The following is a 12,309-nucleotide window of genomic DNA, read 5'->3' as shown; positions in this document are numbered from 1 at the left end:
ATGGGCTGGATTGATGCAGGTCTTGCATGGCGTCCGAGTGTGGAGGTGGGCGCCGCCCATTGCGCTTAGCGCTGGTGTTCTCCTGCAAGCGCTATCAGTAAGGCACCAGACTGACCCGGTTCTTGGAGTAGGCTGAGACTCAATTGCAGCAACGGGTCGTGGTCGAAGTGATCGGTTGGTTCAATGTGGACTACCTCGAACAGCACATAGGGCTTTTGTGGATAGGCCAGGTGGGCTTCGAAGGCTGCGCGCAATACGTGGCTCAACCGATCGATCTGCAGCTTCCCCGCGTGATCTGAACGCTCGAGCTGTACTGCGCGTTGCCATGCGCCAGGTGTGAACACGATGGGCAACCGAAGGGTGTTCAGTGTTTCCGGTGTAAGTGAGTCGGGCATGGTATGTCTCCGTTGAAAACGCGAAGAAACCTGTCCCGTGCGGGAAAAGATTTCCCCGCAGTGGGTTGAAGAAAATCAAGAGGGTTTTCCTGACGAGCGGGGCTCGGAAGACGCTCAGAAGAGCAGTAGGCGTTCATCACCGTAGAAACGGTGACCGTGCGAGCTACCGAACGCTAATCGCACTTGGGGAAGAACCATCATCGAAGTGACGTAGCCTTGAAGGTTCTGACTACCTGGGAAAGTGCTGTCGATAACAGCGATCCGTACCTTGTATTTAACTGGACGATTTGTATGGGTCAATGACTGTAGAGACGCTGTTTCACGGAGCTTGTCTTCTGTCTTCCAGTGAAGATTTTTCGGCTGGGGCAAACTGATAAACGGTCAGACGCCGGCCGATTTCAGTAGTACGCTATTGCTCTTGTCTCAACCATGAAAACGCTCAGAAGAGGGCGAGACCATGCCGATTCAGCAACCTGTTCAGCGTTCACGTGCCCACCGCTGGGCGCACGTCTGTGGTATGTCGGTGAAGCGTGGTTACCGTAGGTTGAAAACGTTTGAATCCCGCGTGGTTGAGCGTGCGGAGACGGTAGGTATGCCCGCAGGTAAATTTCTTGTTCGCGCGAGTTTTCTGACTGCCAAGTTGGCTCTGCTCGGAGTATTTCTTTTTGTCAGCTTCTGGTTATTTGTGCTGATGTGCACAATCGTCGTATTAGCAGCTATCCCAATTCAAGATTCAGACACTCCAGGTATTGACGATCTCGATGATCCAATGCATAGAACGTCTTGGCCTGAGCGGTACGATAAATGGGGTTCTCTGAAGTAGCCTCTTGGTTATTTTGAGCTCGATTTACCCGAAACAATTCTTGCACCGCTCATCAACTGAGAGGTTCCGTTAGAGCTCGCTGTCTGTGCTGCGTGGGTTCCCCTGCTGAACATTCCTTCTACGCCTGAACCTACGCTATATCCGGCCCAACTCATGGTGGCTAGAAAAACCATCGGCAGCACGATGAACATCGCCCCCATCACGTACTCGATCACCTGCGCGGTGACAGTCCCATCCATAAACCCGGATGTGGGCAGCGACAACAGCACCTGATTGGAAGCCGAAACCTGGTTGTACAGGGTATCGAGCATGCTGGAGTCGACCCAACGCGCCAGTTCCCACCAGAAGGTCAGCATGTGTAAGGTGAACAGCGCGAACGTCACGGTCATGACGGTCTTCAACTGATAGGTACTGACCAGCAGGATCAGCGGCAAGCTGATGATGATGCCCATGATCAGGAACGCCTGCACCATCGGCAAGGCTGCGCGTAGTGCATTCATTGCCGGGAAGTTGCTGAAGGAGCCGAGGGCCAACCCGGTATTGGTGGCCAGGTTATTGAGCCCCTGATTGATCGAACCGCCACGAGCGCTGGAGCCGTAGTCTTGGTACACCTGTCCGGGCGACATGGACAGCGATTGCTGGCGCGGGCTGACCAGCTCACGCAGGGTGGCATCTTCGATCTCGTTGCTTGAACGGCCCGTCAACCAACCTTTCAGTTGAGTCAGCAGCGAAGGATCGACCTGCTCGATCAAGCGCTCGCGCAACCCGACACCGTTTTCACTCCACCACTGTCTGCAAGTGGGGTAGCCCGCGCCATTCTCCAACCGTGGCAAGGAAGTATCTCGGGTTTCATCATAGGGCCAACTGACTCGCGGTGTCCGTGAGCGATCGGTGTCGTAGTAGCCCGGCGTGTCGAGAAAATAGCGTGAGCCGATCCAGGACGCATCGTGACTTTGTGCCTTGTCCAACTGAGGACGGTTGGTGAAAAGTCGAGAGCGGGAATAGCCGTAGCAGTCGCGAGTGAAGTCGGCGACTTCCTGTAGCAATACCTGGTTATCGATGCGAGAACTGTCGATCTCCATGCGCATCTGTCGGATATCCGGTGCGCAGGGGATGGCCGCGGTGGCCGCTGCGGTCACTCCTTTGCTCAGGGCGTGCACCAGAAACCACCAGATTGGCACGTTTGCAGAGCGTTCGCCGATGGTGTTGAACGTGGTGCCCCAGGCAGTTTCTGCTGGCTTGGCCACGCTGACACCGCAGCGTTGGCTCGCTGCATCATCAAACGCCATTGAAGCGAGGTTTAGCGGAAAGACCGGCGCGCAGCCGAACAATACGACAATGTAGGCCAGCCAAAGCCGGTTCTCGATTCGAGGTACCGAGAGCAATCCTTTGTTGCCTTCATCCGCGCCTTGCTGACGGGCCGACAACCACTCTTGCAAGATGATCGCGCCGAAGGGCGCAGCGAATAGTCCAGTATCGGACATGACGTTCCAGATACCGTTGTTGATGATCCAGGCCAGCAGGGAGAGGTAAAACTCCAGGTAGCTGTTGGTGCTCATGAGCATGGTGGTGACCTCACAATCGAGTGAGCTCGACGCAGGTAAAGAGCAAGAGCCCTAATGTCCCGATGCGTTTCACGCGCAGTCGATCCTGGGGTCGATGTCGGTAGCGCCGAAGCAGATCCCACCAGAGCGCAAAGAGGGCGCCGTAGAGCAGGGCGCGCCACCACCGCAGATAAGGTCGTACGGATTCGATTGCCTGCTGCCGTGCCTCGAAACTGCCCAGCGCAGTACGGCCGATCCAGGCCACCAGTGCGGCGGTCAGGATCATCAGCACGGCAATCCCCAGACCTGAACGCAGAGTGAATAGCGGTGAGCGTTTCATGGCTCACTTACGCCTGGCGTCAGCATCATTGAGTCGGCCCGGCTCAGGGTCGCCTTGCTCGACGGTACGCGAAGCATCGGCGCCTCCGGCATGCCGATCGAGCACCAGGCTGGCGGTGTTGGTGGCCAGCATCTGCCGAACCTGTAGTTCGGCCTGCAGCAGGCGTATTTCACGCTCCAGCGTGTCGATGTTTTTTGCCAAGGCCGTTTGGGCCGGCTCGGCAGAAGCAATGTTTGGTTCGTGGCTGCCTGCCAGCAGTGTGCGCAGCAGCAGAAGCGCTTTATCGAGCACACTGGACAAGGCTGTCTCGCTGGCCAGGCGTCGCGCCAGCAGTTCCTGATCAGGATCGTCACGCAAGGCTTCAATCACACCACGGGTCACCGGCAGCATTGAGCTGGAGGCTTTGGCCAGGTTGTCAGGGGTAGGCTGCAGGGAGCCAGACAGCATCCCTTGCAGGGCCTTCAGGTGCTCGTTGTAGGTTTCTTGGATCAGGGGCGTCAATCCACTGCCAGCGGTAGCACGCAGGGTTTCGCAGCTGTCGCAGGTCGCGATTTCGCTCTCGCCCAATACGCGAACGGCCCATTCGGATTCCTCCTGGGGCGAAGCCCAGGTCTGGCAAATAGCGCCACCCAGGCAATCACTGCTGCTGATCGAGGCACTATCATCCACCGTACGGTTATGGAGCAGGTTATAGCCCGCGCGTACTACGTCGGAAGTCACCCGAATAGGTGTTTGCCCATTACCTCCAGCCTTTGAGCCGCCGACCCAGGACACCCCCTTGTTGCCGTTATGGGTTTCGGTGTTTTTCACCGCGGCCACCGCATCACCGCCGGTTTGTTCGAGGTTGCCCTGCATCTCCTGGTTCTTGGCCAATGCGCCCCAGCCGGCTTGACCGATTTTGTCCGCCATCTTTTCGGCCATGGCCTGGCAGGTCAGCTTGGAGCGGTCGAAGTCGATACGACCTTGCATCACCCCGTTACTCAGCAACTCATAGAGACCGGGGTTAGCGCGCTGGATGATCAACGCTGGCAGCGACATCACCGCTTGGGTCGCGTTCTGCACAACGCTGCCCATGATCTGCTGGAAGCCTTCGGTGAAGCCGTTCAACTGGTTTTGCAGAGTATTGGTCAGGCTCATGTTTCCGCACATCATGTTTGCTCGCCAGGACGCGCCGACGCCGAGCCCGTTGGGGCGATAGAGCGAACTTGGTGAGCCCGCTGCCGAGCCGCCACCAATGGTGTACATCACTCGGTCGTCGAGTACTTCGCCCTGAGTACCCAGGCGGTAATCGCCTTCGGCGGCGTGGGCATGCGTGGCCATGGCGAGTAGTCCATAGAGCACCAGACTCATTGTGCCCAACCAGGGTCGCGCGTGAAGCCGGCTCATGAAGCACCGCCTTCGAAGTCGATGCTGAACAGGAATGTCTGTCCCTCACGTTTGCAACAGCTATAGGGCCGCCACAACGACCAGGCGTAGCCCCCGTCCGAACTCTGTACCGGATCGCTTGGGAAGATGGCGCACGTGGGCTGAACCTGAGGGTAGAGCAATTGCCATGTGTGGGTCGAAGCGTCGTTTTCAACGATCGGGCCAGGTGGCCAGTAGCCGTCGCGTTTGGCGGGCGTGAGCGCTACATACACATGCGGCTGCCAGTTGCGGGTAACCACGTCGCCGGCCCGTTGCGCCATGACTGCGGCCGCCTTGAAATCGTCGGGCTGTACCAGAAAGCCCTGGCGGGGATAAACGTTGCCCCACATGTTTCCCGAAGCCTGACGACCAATTTCATGGATCCCCGGTACGAGCGACTCGGGGTACAAACTTTCTGGGATGCCATGGCGCCAGGCCAGTGAATCCAGGGTACTCAGGTAGTAAGGCATGAGTGCAGTTGCACCGCTGGCGCAGGCGTAGCCGGATTGCGAAGCCAGTTGCGTGGCGATCCAGCCACCGGGGTGGCCGATGCCATCGACGTTCTTGAAGCGGGGCAGGTTGTCGCGGTGGGTGTTTGGCGTGATCAGGTTGCCGCCACCTTCCGCACCATTGATGGGAACGGAGAGGGTGGCCATCTCGGTCCATGGATTATTGCCGGTAGTGGCGTAGCTCGAAACCACCAGCTCAGGAATGAAATGACGCACCTTGGTCGAGGTTTTGACTGTGCAGCCGAAGGGTGTGCACAGGAGCCAGAAACAAATACCGACGACCCTGTATTCGAGACAGCTTGGCGAAAGTGCAGAGGACGTAATGCTGCCGGTGTCCAGCGCCATGCTTGGGCCGCACGCCAGCAGGACGCTCAGCGCCAAAGGCCGTAGCTTTGTGGGCGGGATGGACGAGCAGGCAACAGGCATGATCCAGGCTCAATAAGGTGAATGGCCAGGTCAGGTTCGGTTTCGGGCGGAAGACTGTCAGTGGAAATTATGAAGGCAGATCTATCGGATTTGTGAGACGTGAGACTATTATTTGACGTGAAGGGCGCTGCGCAGGATATCGGGTTCTACAAGTAGCTGATCTGTGGTGATTTCGAGAATATTGGCGAGCTTGCACAGGACCAACAGCGACGGATTGCCTGTGCATCGCTCGATTTGACTGACGTACGTGCGATCCACCTCGGCCATGAGCGCGAGCTGCTCTTGGGTAAGGTTTTTCACGCGTCGCATCAAGCGGATGTTTTCCGCCAGCTGCAGACGAAGCTGTTCGTAGTCTTGAGTCATGCGCGCAAATTGCGCCTTGAGGGACTCTCAATCCACGGGATATAGTCTACATTGGCGTTGATCTAGGCTATTTGATGCCCTTGCCTGTTATCGAGCGTTCATTTGGTGTCGTTAAGATTTCGGGGCTGGCCTGCGCGTCTAACAATAAATCAGAAATCTTGGGTGTGTATGGACGAAAACTACGTTTCAATTCCTGCGGCGGATGGTTGCTCGAGTCTTTTGACACCTTGGGGCAACGAATTTGCCCCAATGATCGAACGTGGCGTGCAATGCGCCCAGGCTTGGCTTGATACGTCCGGCGAGATTCCACTGTGGTGGGAATTGGCGCAAACGCGCAAAACCTTTCCTGTCGGTGATTGCCAGGATGCTTTTGAAGCTGGTTTTTTGTTGAGGATTCAGCAGCGGCTAAGCAGTGTGCCACCCAGCTCAAATCAAAGCTGAAAGAAACGCCGCTCAAGACGCGTTCAAACACATAGTTCGAAGGCTCCCAGAGTTCAGCCAGCGTTTCGGCTGCCGAAGCCCAATACCAGCGCTCTCGCAGAGTTGGTATTAGGTAATCGCCACCAGCGTCTAGTTAACCGCGTCTTTCAGCGATTTACCGGCTTTGAAGCTAGGCGTCTTCGAGGCTGCAATCTTGATGGTGGCGCCCGTTTGAGGGTTACGTCCGTCGCGCGCTGCACGCGCTTTGACCGCAAAGGTGCCAAAACCAACCAAGGTGACGTTTTCACCGCCTTTCAACGCAGTGGATATGATGGTTGTGAGGGCATCCAGTGCGCGTCCCGCGGTGGACTTCGGGAGGTCGGCTGAGCCCGCTATGGCCTCGATTAGATCGTTTTTATTCATGTGTGACTCCTTCCGCTTGGCTGAGTGTCGATGAGTAATCTACGCAGATAGTTCGGGCACATCCACCAAAAAACGGCACTCCAGCCCTGCGCAGACGTAACGCCATATGGGCTCCAAATCTGTCCTTATGTCCCGATTCCACGGGCCTGGTCAATACGCTCAGCTACCTGGAGAGCCGCTTCCAACTCCGAGCAACCGTTCTCCTGCATCAACCTCCAGCGTTCGGCTTTTTTCTCGGGCTCCGTCATGGCAAGAGCGAGGTAAAGGCTGGGTGGCACGGCTCGAAACAGCGTTTCGAGTTTTTTCGACAGCACGACCCCCTCAGTGTATTTCCCAGGCTCCTTACTGGCGGAGAGCAACAAAGCTTTCTGTGCCGGCGTGAGCTTCTTGAAGCGGGCGATTTCCTCATTCTCCACGGGTGGCATGTTTTTCTTATCTGGACTAGTCGTAAGTAGTCATTCAGAGACTAAAATTGAGTTGCATGCGATCTATCAGCGTGAGAGCATAAAACTTAAATTTCCTCAGCTGTAAGAGTGGTTGGCCGCTATAGCCTGGCAGAGGTTTAAGGATTTTTTCGAGTCGAGGGCATGACTAAATGGGCATTTCTCAAGAACTCCTGGAAGAACGCGTTCAACCGGTCTCGAAGAACCGCTACTCAGTGTTGATACCGCTTTGCGCAGCGGGAATCATTATTCCCATCGTTTTCACCGGCCCTGCGATTGCCACGCCGATGATTGCCCGGGACCTAGGCGGTTCGCTGCTGGAATTGGGCGGTGTGGTCAACGCGTACAATGTCGCCTTTGGCAGTTGCGTGATGGCGGGAGGGGCGTTGGCAGATAGATTCGGTCGTAAGCGATGCTTTATTTCGGGGCTGTTATTGTTTTTTCTCACGTCGTTGTTGATCGGCTTTGCGCCGAATATCACGTTCCTCAACGTATTCCGTGGCATTGAAGGCATCGCCGGGGCGCTGACGCTGACTTCCGCCTCTGCGCTTATCGCCCAGGAGTTCGATGATCATCTGCGGCTGAGGGCCTTTAGTTTCCTCGGAACCTCATTCGGTGTCGGTCTGGCATTCGGGCCCATGCTGGTGGGGGTGCTGATTGCTCACTTGGGGTGGCGCGCGCTGTTTTTCGGAATTGCCCTGGCGTCACTGCTGGTATTCGTGTTCAGTTTCCAGAAGGTCAATGAGTCCAGTGATCCCAATGCCAAGCGTATCGACTGGTGGGGCATCGCCTTGTTTACGCTGGCCTTGGGTGCGCTGATCCTGGGGATCGTGTCTGGACCGGAAAAGGGTTGGGGCTATCCCAATGTCGTTGCGTTGCTGGTGGGCAGCGGCGTGTTGCTGCTGCTGTTTGTCATCGTAGAACTCAAGTCCCGCGAGCCCATGCTCGACCTGAGTCTGTTCCGGTTTCCGCGGTTTGTCGGGGTGCAGCTGTTACCCATCTCCACCGGGTTCTGTTTTGTCGCGTTGCTGGTCTACCTGCCGATCTGGTTTATCGGCGTTCAAGGCTACGACGAGACCGAAGTGGGTCTGGCCATCCTGCCGCTGACCGCACCCATGCTGATCGTGCCGTTCCTGGCCGGCTCACTGTCGCGCCATATTGCCCCTGGTTACCTGTGCGGCGCCGGCCTGCTGCTGGCCGCGCTGGGTGAATGCTGGCTGGCGTTTGCCCTGGAACCGGGCGCAAGTATCTGGACCATCGTCCTGCCGATGCTGGTCATCGGCATTGGCAGCGGCTTGCCCTGGGGGCTGATGGACGGCCTGTCCATGAGCGTGGTGCCCAAGGAGCGCGCCGGGATGGCGGCCGGTATTTTCACCACCATGCGGGTCGCCGGCGAAGCGGTTGCCATTGCGATCATCGGTGCGTTGCTGGTGGGGTATACAGCTTCGGGCTTGCAGCGGTTGTCGGGTGAAAATCCATTGTTGGATCCTGCGCGGGTCGGTGACTGGGCGGGCCGCGTTGCCAGCGGCCAACTGAATTCGGTGCTGGGGCAGGCCGCCAGCGCCGACAAGGACGCCCTGGGGCAACTGCTGGCCACGGTTTATCAGCATTCGTTCAGCGCGGTGCTGGTGTTGATTGCGGTGCTGACGGCAGTGTGTGCGGTGCTGTGTGCGCTGACGGTGAAAGTTGACAATGTCGGCGGAGCGCCGGAAAAAAACTGAACACTTGGGTATACCAATCGTTGAGGTGGATAAATGGATTTACAACTGACGGGTAAACGAGCATTGGTCACCGGCAGCAACAGCGGCATCGGCAAGGCGATTGCCCTGGCGTTGGCCGCCGAAGGTGTCGAAGTGGTTGTTCATGGCCGGCGACGGCCTGAAAGTGAGGCGGTGGTGGCCGCCATTCACGCGGCGGGAGGGCGGGCCGCAGTGGCTTGTGGCGACCTGGTCAGTGACGATCAGGCGCGCGAGGTGGTTAATTATGCGCTGGCAGCCTTCGGCGGCATTGATATTCTGGTGGCCAATGCGGGCGCGTTTCCACCCACGCCGGTACTGGAAAGCGAGACTGCCGACTGGCTGAATCTGTACGACCAGCATGTCGGCTCGGTGATCCGCCTGGTGCGGTTGCTGGCGCCCGGCATGATCGACTGCGGTTGGGGGAGGATCATCACCTTGGGCAGTATCGCCGCCACGCGGCCTTTCGCCAATTTTGGCGCCTACGCGGCGACCAAGGCGGCCTGTGTGAGCCTGGCGGTAACCTTCGCCAAGGAGTTTGGTGGTACGGGCATCACCTCTAACTGCATCAGCCCAGGGGATGTGCTGACACCCGCTGCAGAGAACCACTGGCATTCGGTGGCGCAGAAAAATGCCTGGAAAGGCGACTGGCCGGCCATTGAAAGCAAGATCGCCGCGGAGATTTCACCGACCCTGGTCGGACGTTTGGGGCGGCCCCATGAAGTGGCCGACCTGGTGACTTTTGTGTCCAGTCCGAGGGCGGCCTATATCAATGGATCAAACTTGCGCATCGATGGCGGATTCCTGGCCAGTACCGCGTGAGCGGTCACTGCGTGTGCCGTTTCGTCTTCGCGAATCAGTCCAGGAGCACATCATGAGTCAAGCGCGTGAACCCCAGCACCAAGTGCTGTTCAGGCCAATCCCCTTTGGGCGGCATAGCTTGAAAAACCGTATTGTCATGTCACCCATGACCCGTCAGCGTTCGCCGGGAGGTGTACCTGGCGAGCAATCTGCCGCGTATTACCAGCGTCGGGCCGAAGGCGGGGTGGGGTTGATCGTCACCGAGGGCACTTTTATCGGCCACCCAGCTGCCAATGGCTATACCAATGTACCCGATATCTTCGGCCCTCAGGCACTGGAGGGCTGGAAGCGGGTTGTAGGGGCGGTGCATCAGGCGGGCGCGCGCATCGTACCTCAGTTGTGGCACGTCGGCCCGATCCGACGCCCGGGCATGGGCCCGGACCCTCAGGTGCCGGGTTACGGCCCCACGGAAATCAAAGAGGGCGACGACGTCGTGGTCAAGGCGATGACCCTTGACGATATCGAGCAGGTCATTGCGGCCTATGCCCAGGCGGCCAGGGATGCACAGGCCGCCGGGTTTGACGGGGTGGAAATCCACGGTGCCCATCAGTACCTGATCGACAGCTTTATCTGGAGCAGGAGCAACCAGCGCGAGGACGACTACGGGGGCTCGCTGGCCAACCGCACCCGGCTTGCGGCGCGGGTCGTGCGTGCTGTGCGTGAGGCTACTGCGCCGGACTTCCCGATCATGTTCCGGTTTTCCCAATGGAAAATCAGTGATTACGAGGCGCGGATTGTCGACAATGCCGACGAGCTGAAAGTCTTTCTCGACATTCTGGTGGAGGCCGGTGTCGATATTTTCGACGTCAGCACGCGACGTTTCTGGGAGCCGGCCTTCGAGGGTAGCGCCGACAGCCTGGCCGCCTGGACCCGGCGCTTGAGTGGCAAGCCGGTCATGATGGTCGGCAGCGTGGGGCTGGACAAGGCTTACTCCATTGCCCAGCTGCGCGGCAGCGAAAGTCCGGATGCCGGGCAGGCAGACCTGGCCCCGGTGCTGGAACAGTTGCAGTCGGGGGCGGTGGACCTGGTGGCGTTGGGGCGGATGCTGCTGGCGGATCCTCAATGGCCCAACAAAGTGTTCGAAAACCGCTTGCTGGATATCAAGCGTTTTGATCGCGAAGCGATGATGACGGACGTTTGATATCCGATAAAAAGCCCATCCGAGCCTGATCGGATGGGCTTTTTATGGTGTGCGGTAAGGGCTTAAAGGGCAAGCTCAAGGTTCGCCGGTTCGGGGTTTTCGATCTTCAGTTTTTCGGCAATTAGAAAGGCCAGTTCCAGTGCCTGGGACGCGTTCAGGCGCGGGTCGCAATGGGTATGGTAGCGATTACTCAAGTCCGCGTCGCAGATGCGCTGGCCACCCCCGGTGCATTCGGTGACGTCGGCGCCGGTCATTTCCAAATGCACACCGCCGGCATGGGTGCCTTCTGCCTGGTGGACATCGAAGAAACGCTCGACTTCAGTAATGACCGATGCGAAACGACGCGTCTTGTACCCGGTGCTGGATTTGATGGTGTTGGCATGCATCGGGTCGACGGACCACACCACATCGCGGCCTTCAGTTTTCACCGCGCGCACCAGTTGCGGCAGGCGTTCTGCAAGCACGTCGGCGCCCATCCGTACGATCACGGTGAGGCGCCCGGCCTCGTTCTCCGGGTTGAGCGCGTCGATCAACTGCAGCAGGTCGTTTTCCTGCAGGGTGGGCCCGCACTTGAGGCCGATAGGGTTCTTCACGCCCTTGAGGAACTCTACGTGGGCATCGTCAACGCCGCGCGTGCGCTCGCCGATCCACAGCATGTGCGCTGAGCAGTCGTACCACTCGTCACTGGCATAGTCGAGTCGGGTGAAGGCCTCTTCGTAGTTGAGCAGCAGGGCATCGTGGCTGGTGAACAGCTCGGTCTCACGCAGTGCCTGCACCGATTCCGGTGAGACGCCGCAGGCATTCATGAACTTGAGGGCTTCCTCGATCCGCCGGCCGATCAACTGATATCGTCGCCCCTCCGGTGCGCTGGCAATAAAGCGCGTGTTCCACTGCTGCACATGACGCATGTCGGAAAAGCCACTGCGGCCCAGGGCGCGTAAGAGGTTCATCGTCGCGCTGGATTGGTGGTAGGCCAGAAGAATCCGCTCGGGATCGGGTCGGCGTGCCTGCTCGTTAAACTCAATGGAATTGATGATGTCGCCGCGATAACTCGGCAGTGTGACGCCGTCGATGGTTTCGTGAGGCGTACTGCGTGGCTTGGCAAATTGCCCGGCGATACGCCCCACCTTGACCACCGGTACGCCTGTGCTGAAGGCCAGCACTGTTGACATTTGCAGAAAGACTCGGAACAGATCCCGGATCCCGCCAGGGTGAAACTCGGCAAAGGATTCGGCGCAATCACCGCCCTGTAACAAAAACGCTTTACCCCGCGCGACTTGGGCGAGGCGCGCCTTCAGTGAGCGAACCTCGGAGGCCAGCACCAGCGGCACGCTGTTGCGCAGCTGCGCTTCGACGGCGGCGAGGCGCTCGGGGTCGGCGTACTCGGGCAATTGCAGGGCATTTTTTTCACGCCAGGATGAGGGTGACCATTCATTGGGCATAGATGCATCTCCGCTTGTTCCATAAGGGGATTGATCGTG

Annotated in this window: 13 protein-coding genes and 1 pseudogene; 5 read left to right on the top strand and 9 right to left on the bottom strand. The window is 58.3% G+C overall.

Going from position 1 to position 12,309, the window contains the following annotated elements; genetic code table 11:
- Window positions 1–65 precede the first annotated feature (65 nt).
- Window positions 66–395 carry a hypothetical protein gene (locus MF6394_RS13580; protein WP_070413457.1) on the bottom strand — a complete coding sequence of 110 codons (330 nt, stop codon included), beginning with the start codon at window positions 393–395 and terminating at the stop codon, window positions 66–68.
- A 457-nt stretch (window positions 396–852) separates the two neighbouring features.
- Here MF6394_RS13580 and MF6394_RS13575 point away from each other — a divergent pair, with 457 nt between their 5' ends.
- The gene (locus tag MF6394_RS13575) at window positions 853–1,218 is read left to right on the top strand and encodes a DUF3742 family protein (protein WP_078466835.1); all 366 of its coding nucleotides are present in this window, start codon (window positions 853–855) and stop codon (window positions 1,216–1,218) included.
- 8 nt (window positions 1,219–1,226) lie between these two features.
- On the opposite strand, the gene MF6394_RS13570 is transcribed toward MF6394_RS13575, so the two are convergent.
- From MF6394_RS13570 to MF6394_RS13550, 5 genes are all read right to left on the bottom strand, one after another.
- Window positions 1,227–2,783, bottom strand: coding sequence for a conjugal transfer protein TraG N-terminal domain-containing protein (locus tag MF6394_RS13570; protein WP_070413458.1), 1,557 nt, complete (start codon window positions 2,781–2,783; stop codon window positions 1,227–1,229).
- A 10-nt stretch (window positions 2,784–2,793) separates the two neighbouring features.
- Window positions 2,794–3,102, bottom strand: coding sequence for a hypothetical protein (locus MF6394_RS13565; RefSeq protein WP_070413459.1), 309 nt, complete (start codon window positions 3,100–3,102; stop codon window positions 2,794–2,796).
- Between the two features lie 3 nt (window positions 3,103–3,105).
- On the bottom strand, window positions 3,106–4,488 hold the full coding sequence (locus MF6394_RS13560; protein WP_078466834.1) for an integrating conjugative element protein: 1,383 nt from the start codon (window positions 4,486–4,488) through the stop codon (window positions 3,106–3,108).
- Complete coding sequence (locus tag MF6394_RS13555; RefSeq protein ID WP_070413157.1) at window positions 4,485–5,441, bottom strand: TIGR03756 family integrating conjugative element protein; 957 nt, start codon at window positions 5,439–5,441, stop codon at window positions 4,485–4,487. Before MF6394_RS13555 ends, MF6394_RS13560 begins: the two co-directional genes overlap by 4 nt.
- 108 nt (window positions 5,442–5,549) lie before the next feature.
- Window positions 5,550–5,804, bottom strand: a complete 255-nt coding sequence (locus MF6394_RS13550; RefSeq protein WP_078466833.1) for a helix-turn-helix domain-containing protein — start codon at window positions 5,802–5,804, stop codon at window positions 5,550–5,552.
- Between the two features lie 168 nt (window positions 5,805–5,972).
- Here MF6394_RS13550 and MF6394_RS13545 point away from each other — a divergent pair, with 168 nt between their 5' ends.
- Entirely contained in the window at window positions 5,973–6,245 is a 273-nt protein-coding gene (locus MF6394_RS13545) for a LasR-specific antiactivator QslA (protein WP_070413180.1), read from the top strand.
- Window positions 6,246–6,374: 129 nt separating this feature from the next.
- On the opposite strand, the gene MF6394_RS13540 is transcribed toward MF6394_RS13545, so the two are convergent.
- Window positions 6,375–6,686 carry an HU family DNA-binding protein gene (locus tag MF6394_RS13540; protein WP_331712685.1) on the bottom strand — a complete coding sequence of 104 codons (312 nt, stop codon included), beginning with the start codon at window positions 6,684–6,686 and terminating at the stop codon, window positions 6,375–6,377.
- 86 nt (window positions 6,687–6,772) lie between these two features.
- Window positions 6,773–7,075: pseudogene (locus tag MF6394_RS13535) on the bottom strand (conjugative transfer ATPase); the annotation flags it as partial.
- Window positions 7,076–7,242: 167 nt separating this feature from the next.
- Between MF6394_RS13535 and MF6394_RS13530 the strand changes: the two are divergent.
- Genes MF6394_RS13530 through MF6394_RS13520 form a run of 3 tightly spaced genes read left to right on the top strand, consistent with a single transcriptional unit; the run spans window position 7,243 to window position 10,828 of the window.
- The gene (locus MF6394_RS13530) at window positions 7,243–8,811 is read left to right on the top strand and encodes an MFS transporter (protein ID WP_070413177.1); all 1,569 of its coding nucleotides are present in this window, start codon (window positions 7,243–7,245) and stop codon (window positions 8,809–8,811) included.
- Window positions 8,812–8,844: 33 nt separating this feature from the next.
- Window positions 8,845–9,648, top strand: coding sequence for an SDR family NAD(P)-dependent oxidoreductase (locus MF6394_RS13525; RefSeq protein WP_078466832.1), 804 nt, complete (start codon window positions 8,845–8,847; stop codon window positions 9,646–9,648).
- Window positions 9,649–9,700: 52 nt separating this feature from the next.
- Window positions 9,701–10,828 carry an NADH:flavin oxidoreductase gene (locus MF6394_RS13520; protein ID WP_070413175.1) on the top strand — a complete coding sequence of 376 codons (1,128 nt, stop codon included), beginning with the start codon at window positions 9,701–9,703 and terminating at the stop codon, window positions 10,826–10,828.
- Window positions 10,829–10,890: 62 nt separating this feature from the next.
- On the opposite strand, the gene MF6394_RS13515 is transcribed toward MF6394_RS13520, so the two are convergent.
- Window positions 10,891–12,270: a class II 3-deoxy-7-phosphoheptulonate synthase gene (locus MF6394_RS13515; protein ID WP_070413174.1), complete on the bottom strand. Its 1,380-nt coding sequence runs from the start codon at window positions 12,268–12,270 to the stop codon at window positions 10,891–10,893.
- Between the last annotated feature and the right edge of the window lie 39 nt (window positions 12,271–12,309).

The sequence above is a fragment of the Pseudomonas sp. MF6394 genome (assembly GCF_002018845.1).
In the GTDB taxonomy this organism is placed as follows: Bacteria; Pseudomonadota; Gammaproteobacteria; order Pseudomonadales; family Pseudomonadaceae; genus Aquipseudomonas; species Aquipseudomonas lactis.
The sequence above is the reverse complement of the archived record's forward strand: the minus strand, read 5'-3'. Positions and strand labels throughout refer to the sequence as shown.

Excerpts from the sequence above, each read along its gene's own strand:
- MF6394_RS13555 (WP_070413157.1), bottom strand. The coding sequence starts at position 5,441 with ATGCCTGTTGCCTGCTCGTCCATCCCGCCCACAAAGCTACGGCCTTTG.
- MF6394_RS13565 (WP_070413459.1), bottom strand. The coding sequence starts at position 3,102 with ATGAAACGCTCACCGCTATTCACTCTGCGTTCAGGTCTGGGGATTGCC.
- MF6394_RS13560 (WP_078466834.1), bottom strand. The coding sequence starts at position 4,488 with ATGAGCCGGCTTCACGCGCGACCCTGGTTGGGCACAATGAGTCTGGTG.
- MF6394_RS13570 (WP_070413458.1), bottom strand. The coding sequence starts at position 2,783 with ATGCTCATGAGCACCAACAGCTACCTGGAGTTTTACCTCTCCCTGCTG.
- MF6394_RS13580 (WP_070413457.1), bottom strand. The coding sequence starts at position 395 with ATGCCCGACTCACTTACACCGGAAACACTGAACACCCTTCGGTTGCCC.
- MF6394_RS13525 (WP_078466832.1), top strand. The coding sequence starts at position 8,845 with ATGGATTTACAACTGACGGGTAAACGAGCATTGGTCACCGGCAGCAAC.
- MF6394_RS13530 (WP_070413177.1), top strand. The coding sequence starts at position 7,243 with ATGGGCATTTCTCAAGAACTCCTGGAAGAACGCGTTCAACCGGTCTCG.
- MF6394_RS13575 (WP_078466835.1), top strand. The coding sequence starts at position 853 with ATGCCGATTCAGCAACCTGTTCAGCGTTCACGTGCCCACCGCTGGGCG.
- MF6394_RS13515 (WP_070413174.1), bottom strand. The coding sequence starts at position 12,270 with ATGCCCAATGAATGGTCACCCTCATCCTGGCGTGAAAAAAATGCCCTG.
- MF6394_RS13545 (WP_070413180.1), top strand. The coding sequence starts at position 5,973 with ATGGACGAAAACTACGTTTCAATTCCTGCGGCGGATGGTTGCTCGAGT.
- MF6394_RS13520 (WP_070413175.1), top strand. The coding sequence starts at position 9,701 with ATGAGTCAAGCGCGTGAACCCCAGCACCAAGTGCTGTTCAGGCCAATC.
- MF6394_RS13550 (WP_078466833.1), bottom strand. The coding sequence starts at position 5,804 with ATGACTCAAGACTACGAACAGCTTCGTCTGCAGCTGGCGGAAAACATC.